This window comes from Mesorhizobium sp. PAMC28654, assembly GCF_020616515.1.
GTDB lineage: Bacteria > Pseudomonadota > Alphaproteobacteria > Rhizobiales > Rhizobiaceae > Mesorhizobium.
Genome location: NZ_CP085135.1, coordinates 297,087 through 313,226 on the forward strand (window position 1 = coordinate 297,087; position 16,140 = coordinate 313,226).

Sequence of the window (16,140 nt, forward strand, 5' to 3'; positions counted from 1 at the left end):
GTGAAGACCATGACAGAGAAATCCGTCGATAATACCAAACAGTCGGGCATGGGCCCGTCGCTGGACCGCCGCCGTTTGCTTTTGGGCCTGGGTGCCGCGGGTGGTGCGATCGTCAGCGCCTCCACGGCTCGTGCCGACGGTTGCCCGATGGCGGCGGCTGGCGTTGCGGCCCTGGCGGCGATTGACGACCGCCAGCCATTCCATGGCAACCACCAGGCCGGAATCATCTCGTCGCGACCACCCGCGGGACTGGTGGTCGCCTTTGATGTGCTGGTCAGGAAGCGATCCGATCTTCAACGTCTCATGCGCACCCTGACCGACCGGATCGCGTTCCTGATGGAGGGTGGCGCCGCACCGGTGGGGGAGCTGGATTTTCCGCCTCCCGATTCCGGGTTGCTCGGGCCTGTCGTCTCGCCGGACAATCTCACCATAACGGTCGCCGTCGGCGCGTCTCTGTTTGACGGTCGCTTCGGCCTTGCTGGCGTCAAGCCGGCAAGACTCACGACGATGCACCAGTTTCCCAATGATGCGCTGGAGGCCAACCGCTGTCACGGCGACCTCTTGCTGCAGATCTGCTCGAATACAGCGGAGACCAACATCCATGCGCTGCGCGACGTGGTGAAACACACACCCGACCTCCTTATGATGCGCTGGCAGCAGGATGGTTTCGTGCCAGCGCCGCGCGAGCCCGACGAGCGCAAGGAGTCACCGCGCAACATGCTCGGCTTCAAGGATGGCACCGCCAATCCAGACTCGTCCGACGCGGCCTTGATGGACCGGATCGTCTGGGTGCGGCAGGACGCGAACGAACAGGGCTGGGCCGCCGGCGGCACCTACCAGGTGGTGCGCGTCATCCGCAATTTCGTCGAGCGCTGGGACCGTACGCGGCTTGTCGAACAGCAGACGATCATCGGTCGCGACAAATATTCAGGTGCGCCGCTCGCCATGAAGGCGGAGCGAGACGTCCCCCAATATGCTGAAGACCCCAAGGGAGACAAGATTCCCCTGGACGCCCACATCCGGCTCGCAAACCCGCGCACGGCGGCGACCGATGCCAATCTGATCCTGCGCCGTCCCTTCAATTTCTCGCGCGGAGTGACCAAGGCGGGGCAGCTCGACATGGGTCTTCTGTTCATCTGCTTCCAGGCGGACCTCGATGCCGGCTTCATCGCCGTCCAGAACCGGCTGAATGGCGAGCCTCTGGAGGAGTACATCAAGCCCGTCGGCGGCGGCTATTTCTTCGCCCTTCCCGGTGTGCCGGATCAACACAGCTATCTCGGCCAATCCATGCTGGAGGCGGCCGGACGTTTCGATCAATCCGAAGAAAATCCTTTAGCAACAAAGAAAGGAGCCTGAAACATGAACTTTCGTTCCATCGCGCTTGCCGGCGTCTGCGGTTTTGCGCTGTCGAATATCGCCTGGGCAGCCATCGATCCGATGGCGCTTGTCCAACCGGTAGCCGACTACAAGGTCTACGTCTCCAAGGGCGTCGATGATCTCGTCGCCCAGACAGAGAAATTCACGGCGGCCGTGAAGGCCGACAGGCTTGACGAGGCAAAGGCACTCTACGCACCGACGCGCGTCCACTACGAAGCGATCGAGCCGATCGCCGAACTCTTTTCGGACCTCGACGGATCGATCGATTCTCGCGCCAGCGACCATGAGAAGGCGGAACAGGATCCAGGCTTCACCGGCTTCCACCGTATCGAATACGCGCTCTTCGTGGAAGGCTCCACAAAGGACATGCACGACTTCGCCGACAAGCTGAATGCCGACGTGCTCGACCTTCAGAAGCGGGTGAAGACGCTGACCATTCCGCCCGACAAGATGGTGGGCGGCGCGGCGGGCCTGATCGAGGAAGTCGCATCGTCCAAGATCAGCGGCGAAGAGGATCGCTACAGCCATACCGATCTGTGGGATTTCCAGGCCAATGTCGATGGTGCTGAAAAGATCGTCGATCTGCTGCGGCCGCTGACTACCCAGGCTGACAAGGGCCTGTCCGACAAGATCGATGGCAACTTCAAGACCGTCGATGACATCCTGGCCAAATATCGCGCCGCCGACGGATCATTCGCCGCCTATGACAAGCTCACCGGCGATGACCGCAAGGCATTGCAGGGGCCGGTGACCGCGCTGGCCGAGGATCTGTCGACGCTTCAGGGCACGCTCGGCCTCAAGTAGGACTGTGGCGTCGCGGGCGAGGGGGACTTCGCCCGCGATGGCAAGACTTTGTCCTGAAGAGCACAGCGAGTGCTGACATCGATTCTGGATAAAAAGCCCGCTGTCCGTTCTGGTGGACAGCGGGCTCTTTGCATGACTAGCCCCGTCTATGCGGGGGGGCAAGGGACTAGCCTTGGCCACCATCAAGCCGAATCGTAGGCAAGTCCAGCCAAGGAACGACCTCCAAAGGTATAGCCATATGTCCGATGGTATAGTTGCGGCTTCCGAAAGCTGGCATCGCGTGGCGGGCCATTGGCGTCTTCGGCCTTGAAAGGTCGAAAGGTTTGAAGTTCAGTGCGCCGACATGCTTTTGACCGCTATCGTTCTTGCCCAAATACTCGATCCGATCAGGATCATCCTGGTAGGCATCGCTTTTTTCGTCAGCAGGCTGGTGGAACACCAGGGTGCCCGGTTGCTCGGGCTCATCGTGGCGCTCGCGGCGATCGCTGCTTTTTTCCCGTTCGTCATCTTCGGCCAAACTGGCGGCGCCGCATGGATTTCGGCGGCAGTCGGCGTAATCTCGAACGTGCTTATCGTTCTCGTGCTGGCCGGGCTCCAGAAACTATACCGCCGGGTTTTCTGATCTGGACCAGCATGGCGCAAACCGCGCGGTTTGCTACCAGGTCAGCTGCACGCCTGCATTTCCGCCGACACTATGCCCGGCAAACGCGATGCCAGCCGTTCCTGTCAGTCGGCCGCTGCCACCCGCAAAAAGACCCTCGTCAAGAACCGCAGCCCCTGTGAGACCCATGGCGTTCGACACGCCCGCGTTGCCCCAATTGACGCGCAGGCCGAAATGCTCTCCGGCGACCAAGTCCGGACTGGTCAAGGCTGCTGCTATCGAGGCATTTTCGAAGGCACGAGCGACACGATTGTCGATGTCGTCGACGCTCTCCGCGAGCGCGGTCTTGGATGTCACCACTCCGTCTTCGGTCGCTCTCTTCGTGACCCCGGTGTCGGCGTTTATGCAGGTGTCGGTGCCCGGGCTGTAGTAGTATTGCGCACCGTAGAGAGAGAGCATACTTTCACGTATTGAACCGGCGCTGCGAAGCCCGGCGCTATGGCACCAACCGTTCCCGACAGAGCCCCAAGCAAGATGTAACGATTTATCCTGAACACGTGCCCCTCCCAATTGGCGAAAATGTTACCGTTAACGCAGTGGCGCATGGACAAGCTTCGCCTGTCAACGGGGCCGGCGCCGTCGACAATCCGGATCCTGTGGGGTTCTCCGAAATCGGGAATCTGTTGCTCGCGCGCAACAACCAGTCGGCAGGGCGAGCCGGTCGAAAATCTGGGCCTATCGGCTCATGTCCGCCAATGCATCGCGCATCGCGGAACTGGTAATGCCGAATATGCCTCCGTAGAGGAAGGTCAAATCTATGATGACGAACATCACGCTGGCGACGGCTACGACTGAGATTGCCAGGACGATCGCACTCAACAGTCGCCGGGGGACTTGCAGGCCAAAGCTAAAGAACACCAGCACCAGCCAGAAGCTGACTATGCCACTGTATGAATTGCTGTCCGCGCGTTCTGAATCTTCAATGACCGCCCAACGGCTCTCTTCAACCATTGTGAAATTCAATCGGCACCTGGCAGCCATGTTTATGTGCGCAGTATCTGCCGGCGCGACAGAGTCGATCAATGATCCGATTTCGTTCATGAGGGTCTTTAGTGCTGCATCTTCGCCGCTTATGGCCATGTGACGGACATCCGGCATGCCCTCGACGACGGGCGCGGCCTCATGCGGCCACGTGCTCGCTAAAACCGCTGCGGTATATTGGCGAAGACGTAGTCTTGTCGGATCCATATCGGGGCCGAGATTTCGAAGGCACTCGTCGAGACGTGCCAATTTGGCGGCATAGAGAGAGCGATCACGGTTGGCGGCATCAAAAGCCGATTTCGCCGAAGATAACTGCAGGCTTAGAACCAAGGCGGCGAAGGTGACGAGGAGACCCGTGCCCAGGCTTACCGCATCCATATTGTCCTTAGAAAAATGGTCTTCGGGAAGCCAGGCCCGCAACACCACGCCACCGACCGCGCTTACGCCGAACAGTGCCAAAAACCCAAGCCCGTAAAGTATTTCCATCACGCAAAGTGGCCGGAAACTCGGCAATTGTGCCGCTTGATGTCTTGGCTTTGAAAGTATCGCCCCCAGCCAAACTATGCAAGCAGTGGCCTAACAGTGGCGGGTCTAAAGCGCGTCGCGTCGAAACGGATTCATGCGACGCGCTTTAGTTCTTTTGTTTTCATGCATGTCGTTCTCCCAAAACCGAGGTCACTTTTGGGCGACATGCATTAGCCTTTCTGCTCGTCCAGCTTGCCAATGAGTTCCCGGATCGCGGACGTGTTTCTCCTCAATCGCCTTGGTGTTGGTCCGTGCAACCTCTCTTGGTGTGGGCGAAGCCTCCATCGAGGCACTAACGCGCTGTCTTAGGCGTGACGTGGCGGGGCGGATCTTGTCTGCTCCGCAGATGCCGCCTGTTGCGGCACTCGTCTATTGTGCGCCAACTCCGCAACGGCTTGCCGGTTCGTCTGGTCGCGGCTCTGCACGACACAAGCACTCGAATGATCGAGACGCATTATTCGTCGGCTATCATCGACGCGCTCGACGAATTGTCAGCTGGGGCAGTCGTGCCCCTCATGCCTCCCGAGAGCAATGACGACAAGGTTGTGCCGTTGCGCGCCGGATAGAGCTTCACAGATCGCAGGGGATAGGACGGCGGGCAGCGTTGCCTGTTAGCAACACCTAATTGAAATTGCTTGAGAATGCCGAAGGGTGGGATTTTCTAAATTAGACAATGCTTCTATGCCAAGCGAGGGGTAAATGGGGCTTTGAAAATGAAATTTGCGATTCTCACGGCGTTGATTGTGGCTGCTTCCTCGGGCGCAGCATCCGCTGCCGACGCCGTCATCACGACGGAGCCGGCGCCCGCAGCCTACAATTGGTCGGGTGCTTATGTCGGCGGCCAGATTGGCTACGGATGGGGCAACGACAAATGGTCCTTCCAAGGCATCAATTATACCGTTCCAGCCAAGCCGGATGGCTTCTTGGGCGGCATATATGGTGGCTACAATTGGCAGGTCGGTAACGGGTTTGTTCTCGGCGCCGATGCGGATTTCACGTTTTCGGACATGAAGGAAAGCGGCATCAGCGGCGATGATGGCGGCGCGCCGGACGCCAGGTATGGCTATGGGTCCAAAATTGACTGGACGGCGGCCCTTCGAGGAAGGGTTGGCTACGGCATCGATCGCTTCCTGCCCTACGTCGCCGGTGGCGTAGCATTTGCTCATCAGAACGTGAGCGCGAGCCTATCCGCCCCATTTTCGGAGAGCGCGACCCGAACCGGGTGGACGGTAGGGGTGGGCTTGGACTACGCGGTAACCGACAATTTGATCGTTAGGGCGGAGTACCGCTACAGCGATTTCGGCAAGAAGACATTTTCGCCCGTTGACTGGACGCCCTTCGACGATCGGCTCTCCGTCAACGACATCCGCGTTGGCGTCGCATACAAGTTCTGAACAGCGCCTGAATACCACGTTACCGGCCCGCGCTCTCCACCAGAGGCGCGGGTTTTCATTTGCCGGCAGAAGAAGGAAATTTCCATGGCTTCGACGACCGCAGCGCTAGTCTGGTATATGGTAATCGCCAGCCCCGGAAACGGCTTGGTCGTGCTGCCTAGCACCTTCGACAAGCGGGAACAGTGCACCGCTGCCATCGCCGAGTATCAGAAGCAACCGACGCCGGCCGGCTGGTCGCTTCAGTGCGTGCCGAGCGCGTCGCCTTTCACCGACAATGGTTCGGCAGAGTAGCTATCCTCCCCAAGCGCAAGGCCTGCGGCCAGCTATGTGCCTGTGCAGGCAATCGATGAGGAAAGCGAGACGGCCCCATAAAAAGGTTGGCTTCGTGGCATAAAAGCCCATGCGCCAGCGTTAGTGCAGGATGAGGGTTCGCGCTCGGGAGGAAATCCATCATGCGCACCATGCTCGTTCTTGCTCTGCTTGCCTTTGCTATGCCTGCCTATGCCGCCAACCATGCAGTCCAGATCAAGGGCATGAAATTCAACCCGGCGAAAATCTCGGTCGCCGTTGGCGATACCATCACTTTCACCAATGCCGACCCGATGACACACACCGCCACCGCGCTTGACGGCTCCTTCGACACCGGCCGTCTCGCCACCGGCACGAGTGCCAAGGTCAAGGTATCGGCGGCCGGCGCGCACCCGTTCCATTGTGCGATCCACAGCTCGATGAAGGGCACTGTCACAGCGAAATAGCAGCACGCTGGGCTGTTTTCCGCGCGGCGCGTGATTATCGATTTGAAAATCACGTCACACGGAATGACTCGCTAACCGATTGTCGCAAGCGTAGAATCCAATTGTCGCTGGCCACTTAGCGGGCGCTGGCGCTTGGAAGAGCCGATCACGCTTTCGCCCCTCTGGAGGGAGAGAGCATATGCTTTTGAATGGCATTGCCGATTCGGAACAAATGACGATCCTCGCCAAGGCTTTGAATGACCATTGCTTAGCCTTTGGTATCTCGGATGAATCGGAACGTGAGTTGATCGCGGTGCTGGTCATGTCGCTGTTCAACAACGGCGCGATAAGCGCTGAGGAATTGAAGGCCGGCCTTAACGGGGTTTTAGATCGCAATCGGCGCTATGAGCAGCAGCGTCACGGCTAGACCGCTACCCAGCCATGGCAGCCAGCTTCAAGTCCGTCATCGCCCGTCACCGTGGCGGCCAATTCGGAAACCCTTGAGGTTTAGCCTGGCTGATTACCCTTGCTTCTCTAAGGATCGAGGCATGGTTGAGGCCGACCATCGATATCATTTCGCGAATTTGTACCTCAGTGACTTGCGATTCGCGCGCCAGAGCGCGGACGCCGTCAGGCGCCATTTCGGGCCGTTTCGTTTCTTCGACCATCGCTCAAATCCATGGTTCCGCCGAAGCTATAAGTTTCCGAGCGCCGTGTAGTTCCGAGCCGGTCGCGCATTCTCGTCGGAACGATTGCTTAGGAACGGAGTTCCACGATTGTTGCGGACCGCGTCAACCGGGCCTGGCGATGTGGTGAACAGGATGGTTTTCCCGGTTTCATATCCTGGCCAAGGAATGGCAATACCACCTGTCCCGCCCGGTCTGCAGCATCCGAGATAGCAATCCGCTGACCTTGGAACTATTCGTGAGCCGTCGAGTTGATATGGCGACAATTAAGGCTACGACATGCCGCGATACTTCTTCGACATCTACGACGGCGCTGAGACAACAGTCGATGAGGCCGGGATTGGATGCAATGCGCTATCTGAAGTCAGCGATCACGCTGTCGCGTTGCTTCCAGACATTGCACGCGACGAGTTGCCTGACGGCCCGAATCGAATTTTCTGGGTCAAGGTTCGCGGCGAGGACGGCGAACACGTCTATCGTGCGACACTGGCCCTTTCGTCAGCATGGCTTGTCGACGACACGGACGGTCGCAACCAGCCGGGCGAGGAGTTGGCAACTGCCGCGATGCGTCGCACGAGCGCGCAGATCAAGGCGATCAGACGTGATTTAGCAGAAGACGGCTTTATGGCGCAGATGCAGGAAATCGACTCCTTGATGGGAGTGGCGCAGCTTGAGACAGATCGCTTACTGAAGCGAACATCGGCTAAGGTGACAAGCTAATGCGGTCTAGCGATACGGCTGATACCCCTTCGTGGTCGTCGAGCATGTGGCCAATGGCCAGCACCACGTCGGCATCGATATTGGGCGGCAGCGTGTGCATGGCTTCCCCCTACCGCAAGATATTGCGCAGACGGAGAAATGGCTTACTCAACGGTACTAGTGGATTGATTCCAACGTTTGGTGCCCACGCCTGACGGCGGCGATGATGTTTGCGGGATCGGCCTTCCATGCGAAGGGCCTGGGCTGCTGATTATGCTCGCTGATGAAGCGGTTGATGGCGGCCTGGAGGTCGACGACGGAGTGGAAGACGCCGTGCTTGAGCCGCCGGCGGGTGAGCTTGGCGAAGAAGCCCTCGACGGCGTTCAGCCACGAGCAGGATGTCGGCACGAAGTGGAAGGTCCATCGCGGATGCCGGGCCAGCCAGGCCCTGACTTTCGGCTGCTTGTGGGTGGCGTAGTTGTCGAGAATGACGTGGACGGCTTTGTCGGCCGGGAGTTCGGCCTCGACTGCGTTGAGGAAGCGGATGAACTCCTGGTGCCGGTGGCGCTGCATGTTGCGCCCGATGACCGAGCCATCAAGCACGTTGAGCGCGGCAAACAACGTGGTGGTGCCGTTGCGCTTGTAGTCGTGCGTCATCGTGCCGCCACGGCCAGGCTTCAGTGGCAGCCCCGGCTGGGTGCGGTCAAGCGCCTGGATCTGGCTTTTCTCGTCGACCGAAAGAACGATGGCATGGGCGGGTGGGGAGACGTAGAGAGCCCAACCACGTCGTGCAGCTTTTCGGCGAAGGCCTTGTCATTGGACAGCTTGAAGGTGCGCCAGCGATGTGGCGCAAGACCGTGGTCGTGCCAGATCTTCACTACCGAAGACGCCGCGATGCCGACCGCTTTCGCCATTGCACGGACCGTCCAGTGCGTCGCTTCGTGATCGGGCGGCTCCAGCGTCAGCGCCACGACCTTGTCGACCACCCCCGGCTTCAGAGGCGCAATGCCAGGCGGCCGGGTCTTGTCGCGCACCAGGCCATCGACACCTTCGGCCATGAAACGCTCCTGCCAGCGCCATACACAGGTCTTGGATTTGGCCGTCGCCGCCATGATCGCCACGGTGCCCAGACCATCGGCAGTCAGCAGGATGATCCGCGCGCGCCAGACATGCTTCTGGGGCGAACTTCGCGCCAAAACGATCGCCTCAAGCCGCGTCCTGTCAGATGCCGTAACGTCGATGCCGATACCTGTGCGCATCCCGGCAGCCTCGCATGCCACGCTCCAGGATGGAATCCCCGGCGGACTCCTTTGTCTCGATCAATCCACTAGAGCAAAATCCGAGCGGATAGAATCGATAGGGGTTTCGTTGGGATTGGAAATCTGATTCAGCATATCTGCTGGATTCGGAGGCCGGCATGGCATGGCGAAATCCTTATCGGAAGATTTGCGGGCTCGGGTGGTCGCAGCGGTTGATGGCGGCCTGTCGCGACGGGCGGCAGCGGCGCGATTTGGCGTGGCGGCGGCAAGCTCGGTGCGTTGGGTCCGGGAATGGCGCGAGACCGGAGCCACCTGCGCAAAGCCGCAGGGCGGCGACAGGCGGTCCCACCGCGTTGAAGCGTATCGCGACATCATCCTGGCGGCGATCGAGAGGCGGGTGGACATCACGCTGGTCGAACTCGCCGAGTTGCTGCGACAGGAGCATGGCGCGTCGTTTGCGACGAGCACGATCTGGCGGTTTCTCGATCGTCACTCCATGACCTTCAAAAAAAACGGCGCACGCCAGCGAGCAGGAGCGGCCAGACGTGGCGGCGCGACGAAACGCCTGGTTCGACGCCCAGCCCGATCTTGATCCCGAGCATCTGGTCTTCATCGACGAGACCGGAGCCTCGACAAAGATGGCTCGACTGCGGGGGCGCACGAAGCGCGGGATGCGGTGCCGATCGCCAATCCCGCATGGCCATTGGAAGACGACGACGTTCACCGGCGCCCTGCGCCTCACTGGCATGACCGCGCCAATGGTCCTGGACGGCCCGATGACTGGCGAATGGTTTGTCGCCTATGTCGAGCAGGTTCTCGTGCCGACGCTGCGGCCCGACGATGTCGTGATCCTCGACAACCTGCCGGCGCACAAAAGCGCAGCCGCCCGTGTGGCGATCGAAGCAACCGGCGCAAGGATGATGTTCCTCCCGCCCTATTCCCCCGACTTCAACCCGATCGAGAACGCCTTTTCCAAGCTGAAATCGATTCTACGCAAAGCCGCCGCACGAACCGTCGCGGAATTGTGGGATACCATCAGCGCCGCACTGCCTTGCTTCACACCAACCGAGTGCGCCAACTACTTCGCCGCAACAGGATATGAGCCGGAATGATCAGATTCTGCTCTAGGTCAATTTGAAATTAAGCGATTGATTTGAGCTAAGCGGAAACGGGTGGCGGCTCCACTCGCCAACGGTCAGACTCCACCGATATGCTGCGGAGAATGACCGATGTTTGGATTGTTAGAATTCCATGAGATTGCCGCAAGGCGCGGCGACGGCCTGGGTCCGGAGTTTTTTGGCCTGCTTCCTGAGCAGCCTCTTCGTGAAAGGCTGACACTCATTCCCGGTGGGCTGGCGCAAGCTAATCAGCCGTCGCCTGCTTCCGCATAGATAAGCGCCACGATGTCGCCAATCCCCCAAAGCTTGCCGCTCCGCCAGGAGCCTTCAAACGCATGCACTGACTCGCAAAACCGCGATTCAATTAGATCGCGCTGAAATGGTTCCCGAAGCGGCACCAGCGTCCCTGTGGTCTTACCGCCCCAAGGCCTGCCGAGACAATACGATCAACTCTTTCTCGTCGCTGATACCGGCCATGTAGTTCGCGATGATGCGCGATGCTCGGGCTTCTTGCTCGGTCGTAGTCTCGTTGGCAGCCTTCGTTTGATCGAACACTCGACCGAGCAGACCTATCTCTGTCGGTTGGAATATGCCCGCCTCAGTCGCCTTACGATGGATCATTGCCGCCTCCGATCGGGGACGATACGCCAAATGGCCACAAACGCAAAAAGGCCGCCCGGCGCGAGCCGAGGCGAGCCTTATGGAAGCTGTCTGTAAACAGCACCCGATGAGGGGATCGGGCATGTGACACTCTTGCGCGGGTTGGAAGGTTCCACTCTAAGTAGAAAGCCGACCTTGTCACAGCCCCGAGCCAGCTTTGATGAAAGGGTTTCGCCCTAGACCTTATCCGCGGTAAACCCGCCGACCTTGCGATCAGCGGGTCTCGGGAGGCGCCAGAGTGGGATCCGGCCAACACGTGATCCTGAGGGTGGATCAAGGTTAAACATATACCCATGAGCCGGATTAGATAGCGACGAATTAGTCTGCATACAAAAAGACCCGCCCCGACGTTAGCCTAGACGAGCTGATTTCCGCAAGCCAGATAATTTAGGCTGGGTTATTTTGATCCGACAGTGCTGCCTGAGCAGTAACCTTTGACAGGCGCTCGCGCTTGATCAGTGTAGGCTTCTCGTACTTCTTCATGGGAACCCCCTGAGTTGCAGTTCCCCCTCAATGATCGCAAGTTGCATTGAGACCGTTGAGATTGTCAATCTCTCTAAAAAGAGCCCGCCACCGTCAAAGGCAGCGGGCGCGGCCAGAGCGGCCGACTTGCGCATAGTCGAATCGTGCGCGATTGTCCCATCGCCTTGGGAGGGGCAGGGGGGATGAAGCAGATTCTCACGCTGACCGCGTGCCTGGCGCTAGCTGGGTGTGCTTCGGCCAATACAATCCAGACTTCGAAGAACACGGCAGTCGTGGAGTCATCGGCAGCGCCGGCATGCGGTGAGATCGGTGCTGCCAGGGTTGCCCAAAAGCAAGCCGCTGTCGCAACTCTCAAGGCCGGGTAGACAGCTACGTCATTGTCGACGCGGCCTCTCAAAACAACGTGCAAATCGTGCAAACGCCAGGCACCTACAACACGACTGCCGTGGCTAACGGCAGCTACGTAACTGCAACGACGACCTATCAGCCTGGCACGCCAATAGTGATGGGGCACCACAATCAGTCGTTTGCCATTCGAATGTTCAAGAACGGCGAACCTGGCTCCGAGAATGCACTCTCCGCACGCGACGCGCTCGGACCGGATTGGCAGAACAAAATGAAAGAGGTCGTAATGACGTGCTCAAATAGCTAGGGGCACGGAAACTTGGCATGGAGGGCGACTAGCACCTCACTAGAGGCTGAAACTGCACGACTTGGGCTGTCGGCGCGTACAAATTCAACGATGGCTGCGACGATCATGGGCAATTTGACATTGCTTCCTATACAAAACTGCGACCTCTGAGATAGTCCTTTTACAGCGGCGAGCGTCAGATAGGAATCGACAACCCCCCGTGATGTAGCCAAAACAGAACGGCACTTTCTGACTATCGTCGCAGGCGGTCAACAATTGGCCGGTGTTCGGAATGCCCGTCACGGGTTGGGCTGCCTTCGCCGATTCGCCGCTAAGCAGGATTAAAAGCGCATAAAGGATTTTTGCCATCGACGCGATTCTCCCGCCCGGATCGCACGAATAAAGCACATCACGACCATTCCGCGCGAGCTTCGGAAAAGATGGCTACAAACGGCTTATTTGACCGTTTTCGGAGAGTTTCTGCTAAGTGCTTGAAATATCTGGTACGCCCAAGGGGAATCGAACCCCTGTTACCGCCGTGAAAGGGCGGTGTCCTGACCGCTAGACGATGGGCGCGCTCAGATGTGGGGCTTATAGTTGCGTTGTTCGCGGCCGGCAACCCGTCTGTCGCTGCCTGCGGCAACTTTTTTCAATTGTTTCACAAGTGGGTTTTCGACGGCCAAATTCTGGCGGCGCGGCGCCGGCCAGCACGGTGCTCGCACCAGTTGGAGGCGCTGAGCAGGTTAGCCGTCGCCGCCATCGCTGCTGCCACTGCGCCGGCGGCAACGCCAGTTCCAGTCGCGCTCGGGGCCGACATCGACGTGCACCGATTCGGTGTGGCAGTAAGTGCCGACGCCGCCGCGACCGGGCATGGTGCGGATGTAGCTTGCCAGTTCCCACTTCGAGACGCCGGGAACCTGGATGTCGGCGGCGGCGCAGTACATGTGGAGCGAATTTTTGGCGCCGTTGGCGCGGCGGTTGCGGGCCGGATCGCGGTAGCCCGAGGTCACGACCATCTTCTTGCCGTAGTGACCCTCGATCGTTTTCAGCACGCGCACCAGCGACGGTTTCAGGCAGGCGACATCAACGGTCTCGTTCTGCTTGAGCAGTCCGTTCGGCGCCAGCCGGGCCAGGCCGGCGGCGGATGCCACCTGATAGGGGCTGCCCGAGCCTTCGTCCTCGTTCAGGTCGACGTCACTCTCGTCGTCGAGGCCGGATTTGCGCTTGATCTCGAACAGCGCCGTCTGGCGCACGCCGGGCAACGCATCGCTGGTGTAGTGGCTGGTATCGCCGCCCACTGAAGCTAGTTGTACCGGCTTTGGCGCGGAATCCGCTGTTGCCAGCGTGATGATCGGCTTTGCCGCGGGTGGCGATGCAGGTGGCGTTGCCTTGGCTTGAGCCGGTGCCGGCGGCTCGACGGACCGCGTGTTGACGAGTGGAGCAGGAGTGGCCGAAGCCGGCGTGGCGCCGAACAACGAGGCCAGGAAGCCTTTTTTCTTGGGTGTGTCGGCTTGGGGCTGCGGCATCTCACCAGCGGTGACATAGACCGGATTGTTCATCGCGGGGGCCGCCGGCTTGGGCTGGGGCGTGGGCGCGGTCACCTGGGCATCGGCGGCGGCGATCTTCGCGGCGACCGCGTCGGTCTGTTGCTCTGTCTGGGCGGGTTGCACCAGCGGCTGTGGCGTCGTGCCGGCAATTGTCTCCGCGCCGGCCGGCGTCGTGATCGGAAAGGCGACCTCGGGCTTGGCCATCGGCACGTAAGCTACTTCCTCGGGAAGGGCAGCGTCACCTTCTGCGGTCATCGTCATCTGCGGATGAGCAGCCATCTGAGACGAGGAATCAGCCGTCGCCACCTGGTGCACGCCCGAAGCCGTGCTCATTTCCGTCGTTGTTGCGTTGTATCCGGGCATGCCGACCGACATCGTGGGGTCGCCAGCCGAGGTACAGGATGCCAGAAGCACGGAGAAGAGTGCGGCCGCGATAGCGCGACTTTCTCCCTTCGCCAGGCACGATCCTGCTGATTTCAAAACAAATTCCCCCTCGGTGTCCGGCCGGTACATCGTGGCGCGGCGACTGAACGTCTACGTCACGATGATTCTCCCGGAAACGAGACCTGTGTCAAATCCGCAAGCCTGACCGAAATTCAGCAGTCGCGGACGAATTAAGGCTGCTTCGTGGTTGACGCCACATTTCGCCCGCTTTTACCGGGTCGTCAACTCACCAGACATTACAGTCCGTTACACACGCACCTTGACATAGGTACCGGGAGCATCGCCCAGGGTTTTCATATGCTTGCCAGGGGTGCGGGCGGGTACGCGGGTGTTGTCCTTGGCTTCGATCCAGCTTTGCCAGTGTGGCCACCAGGAGCCGGGATGGTCGATAGCCCTGGCGATCCATTCGCCGAAATCGCCTGTCGGCGTCCCGCCCGTCCAGTACTGATATTTGTTGGATGCCGGCGGGTTGACCACGCCGGCGATATGGCCGGATCCGGCCATCACGTATTCGACCTTGCCGCCGAAATATTTTGACCCAAGGAACACCGAGAGCGCCGGCGCGATGTGGTCTTCCTTGGAGGCAAGGTTGTAGATCGGGATTGTGACATCCCCGAGCGAGACCGCATGGCCCGCCAGTTGCATCGTGCCTTGCGAGAGGTTGTTCTCAAGATAGCAGTTGCGCAGGTAGAATGAGTGATTGGCCGCGGCCATGCGGGTCGAATCGGCGTTCCAGTAGAGCAGGTCGAAGGGCAGGGGATCCTTGCCGCGCATGTAGTTGTTGACGACATATGGCCAGATCAAGTCACCGGAGCGCAGCATGTTGAAGGCGGTCGCCATCTTTGTGCCGTCGAGGTACCCCTTCTCGCTCATCGATTTCTCAACGGCCGCGACCTGCTCCTCGTCGACGAACACTTTCAGGTCGCCGGCATGGGTGAAGTCGACCTGCGTGGTGAAGAAGGTGGCCGACTTAATGCGGTCGTCGCCTTCGCGCGCCATCAGCGCAAGCGCGGCCGCCAGCAGAGTGCCCCCGACGCAATAGCCGATCGCGTTGACGTCCCGTTCGCCAGTCGCCTTCTCCACTGTGTCTAGGCCGTATTGCAGGCCCTCCCTGATATAGGCTTCCCAACTCTTGGAGCCGTGACGTTCGTCCGGATTGATCCAGGAGATGACGAACACGGTGTGACCCTGTTCGATCGCCCAGCGGATGAAGGATTTCTGCGGGTTGAGATCGAGGATGTAGAACTTGTTGATCCATGGCGGGCAGATCAGCAGCGGCCGCTTCAGCACCGTCTCGGTCGTTGGATCATACTGGATGATCTCGGCGACATCGCTGCGGCCGACCACCTTGCCGGGCGTGGTGGCGATGTTCCTGCCGATTTCGAAGGGCGAATAGTCGGCCTGGCGCAATTTCAGGTCGCCCTTGCCTGCGGCGATATCCTCGGCCAGCATCTTCATGCCGCGCACCAGGTTCTCGCCGTTCGAGGCAACGGTTTCGCGAAACAGTTCCGGATTGGTGAGGATGAAATTCGACGGCGAGATGGCGTTGGACACCTGCTTGACGTAGAAGCCAGCCTTGTGGCGGGTGTGCTCGTCCAGTCCATCGGCGTGCTCGACCAGATCAGCCGCCCAGCGCGAGGTGACGAGATAGGCCTGTTTCAGGAAATCGAAGAAGGCGTTGCGGCCCCATTCGGGGTCGAGGAAGCGCTTGTCGCCGCGCTCGGGTTTCACGGCGTCTTCCGTGCTTTCCGCGGCATTGCCGGTGCGTTGAATGGCATTGGCCCAGACGGTCATATAGCCGGAGAACAGCCGCGTCTGCGCTTCCAGCGCGCGCTGCGGATCGGCAAGCCAGTATTCGCTGAGCTTGGAGAAGGTCTTCACCATGTCGACAACCGGCTCGGCGACGCTGTCGCGCACTTCGCCCTTTTCACGCGGTTCAGCCCATGCGGAGGCGGCCTTGCCGGCCTGTTCGATCATGCGCGCCATGTTCAGGGCGAAGCGTTCCGGGTCCTTCACCAGATATTGCTCGACGGTCGAAGGCTCGTCATCTTCCGCTTTGCCCGAATCGGGTGTCTTGGACATGGCTGGCGGGGTTCCTCCCGAAGCGTTTTCTTGACATATTATCATGGGACATCGG

16 protein-coding genes, 1 tRNA gene and 1 pseudogene are annotated in these 16,140 nt (G+C 59.8%); 9 read left to right on the forward strand and 9 right to left on the reverse strand.

What is annotated here, in order from left to right; all coding sequences use genetic code 11:
• Positions 1-9: 9 nt before the first annotated feature.
• Together efeB and efeO are read left to right on the forward strand one after the other, a co-directional pair.
• Complete coding sequence (gene efeB / locus LGH82_RS01430; RefSeq protein ID WP_227346982.1) at positions 10-1,356, forward strand: iron uptake transporter deferrochelatase/peroxidase subunit; 1,347 nt, start codon at positions 10-12, stop codon at positions 1,354-1,356.
• A gap of 3 nt (positions 1,357-1,359) precedes the next feature.
• A complete protein-coding gene (gene efeO, locus LGH82_RS01435; protein WP_227346983.1) occupies positions 1,360-2,181 on the forward strand; it encodes an iron uptake system protein EfeO in 822 nt (273 codons plus the stop codon).
• Between the two features lie 166 nt (positions 2,182-2,347).
• On the opposite strand, the gene LGH82_RS01440 is transcribed toward efeO, so the two are convergent.
• The 3 genes from LGH82_RS01440 to LGH82_RS01450 all read right to left on the reverse strand — a co-directional run bounded on the left by LGH82_RS01440 (position 2,348) and on the right by LGH82_RS01450 (position 4,309).
• Positions 2,348-2,698, reverse strand: a complete 351-nt coding sequence (locus tag LGH82_RS01440) for a hypothetical protein (protein ID WP_227346984.1) — start codon at positions 2,696-2,698, stop codon at positions 2,348-2,350.
• 138 nt (positions 2,699-2,836) lie between these two features.
• Entirely contained in the window at positions 2,837-3,241 is a 405-nt protein-coding gene (locus tag LGH82_RS01445; protein ID WP_227346985.1) for a hypothetical protein, read from the reverse strand.
• 276 nt (positions 3,242-3,517) lie between these two features.
• Positions 3,518-4,309, reverse strand: coding sequence for a hypothetical protein (locus LGH82_RS01450; RefSeq protein WP_227346986.1), 792 nt, complete (start codon positions 4,307-4,309; stop codon positions 3,518-3,520).
• Between the two features lie 479 nt (positions 4,310-4,788).
• On the opposite strand from LGH82_RS01450, the gene LGH82_RS33445 reads away from it, so the two are divergent.
• From LGH82_RS33445 to LGH82_RS01480, 6 genes are all read left to right on the forward strand, one after another.
• Positions 4,789-4,914 carry a hypothetical protein gene (locus LGH82_RS33445; RefSeq protein ID WP_319799906.1) on the forward strand — a complete coding sequence of 42 codons (126 nt, stop codon included), beginning with the start codon at positions 4,789-4,791 and terminating at the stop codon, positions 4,912-4,914.
• A 147-nt stretch (positions 4,915-5,061) separates the two neighbouring features.
• Complete coding sequence (locus LGH82_RS01460; RefSeq protein ID WP_227346987.1) at positions 5,062-5,742, forward strand: outer membrane protein; 681 nt, start codon at positions 5,062-5,064, stop codon at positions 5,740-5,742.
• A gap of 84 nt (positions 5,743-5,826) precedes the next feature.
• Positions 5,827-6,033, forward strand: a complete 207-nt coding sequence (locus tag LGH82_RS01465) for a hypothetical protein (protein ID WP_227346988.1) — start codon at positions 5,827-5,829, stop codon at positions 6,031-6,033.
• A gap of 161 nt (positions 6,034-6,194) precedes the next feature.
• Positions 6,195-6,497, forward strand: a complete 303-nt coding sequence (locus LGH82_RS01470) for a cupredoxin family copper-binding protein (RefSeq protein WP_227346989.1) — start codon at positions 6,195-6,197, stop codon at positions 6,495-6,497.
• A gap of 178 nt (positions 6,498-6,675) precedes the next feature.
• A complete protein-coding gene (locus LGH82_RS01475; RefSeq protein ID WP_227346990.1) occupies positions 6,676-6,903 on the forward strand; it encodes a hypothetical protein in 228 nt (75 codons plus the stop codon).
• Between the two features lie 538 nt (positions 6,904-7,441).
• Complete coding sequence (locus LGH82_RS01480) at positions 7,442-7,882, forward strand: DUF6894 family protein (RefSeq protein ID WP_227346991.1); 441 nt, start codon at positions 7,442-7,444, stop codon at positions 7,880-7,882.
• A 156-nt stretch (positions 7,883-8,038) separates the two neighbouring features.
• Here LGH82_RS01480 and LGH82_RS01485 read toward each other — a convergent pair.
• A pseudogene (locus LGH82_RS01485) lies at positions 8,039-9,120 on the reverse strand (IS630 family transposase).
• Between the two features lie 163 nt (positions 9,121-9,283).
• On the opposite strand from LGH82_RS01485, the gene LGH82_RS01490 reads away from it, so the two are divergent.
• Positions 9,284-10,232, forward strand: a protein-coding gene (locus LGH82_RS01490; RefSeq protein ID WP_227343924.1) for an IS630 family transposase whose coding sequence is annotated in 2 segments (ribosomal slippage) — positions 9,284-9,627 and positions 9,626-10,232 — 951 coding nt in all. Because the reading frame shifts where the segments join, the coding sequence is not laid out codon by codon here.
• 420 nt (positions 10,233-10,652) lie between these two features.
• Here the strand turns inward: LGH82_RS01490 and LGH82_RS01495 are convergent.
• The 5 genes from LGH82_RS01495 to phaC all read right to left on the reverse strand — a co-directional run bounded on the left by LGH82_RS01495 (position 10,653) and on the right by phaC (position 16,085).
• Positions 10,653-10,859, reverse strand: coding sequence for a hypothetical protein (locus LGH82_RS01495; RefSeq protein ID WP_227346992.1), 207 nt, complete (start codon positions 10,857-10,859; stop codon positions 10,653-10,655).
• Between the two features lie 1,170 nt (positions 10,860-12,029).
• Positions 12,030-12,245 carry a Rap1a/Tai family immunity protein gene (locus LGH82_RS33535; protein WP_227346993.1) on the reverse strand — a complete coding sequence of 72 codons (216 nt, stop codon included), beginning with the start codon at positions 12,243-12,245 and terminating at the stop codon, positions 12,030-12,032.
• A gap of 268 nt (positions 12,246-12,513) precedes the next feature.
• Positions 12,514-12,588: transfer RNA gene (locus LGH82_RS01505), tRNA-Glu, on the reverse strand.
• 167 nt (positions 12,589-12,755) lie between these two features.
• A complete protein-coding gene (locus LGH82_RS01510) occupies positions 12,756-13,934 on the reverse strand; it encodes a D-Ala-D-Ala carboxypeptidase family metallohydrolase (RefSeq protein WP_413771416.1) in 1,179 nt (392 codons plus the stop codon).
• A 315-nt stretch (positions 13,935-14,249) separates the two neighbouring features.
• Positions 14,250-16,085 (reverse strand): class I poly(R)-hydroxyalkanoic acid synthase, encoded by a 1,836-nt coding sequence (gene phaC / locus LGH82_RS01515; protein WP_227346995.1) that lies wholly within the window; start codon positions 16,083-16,085, stop codon positions 14,250-14,252.
• Between the last annotated feature and the right edge of the window lie 55 nt (positions 16,086-16,140).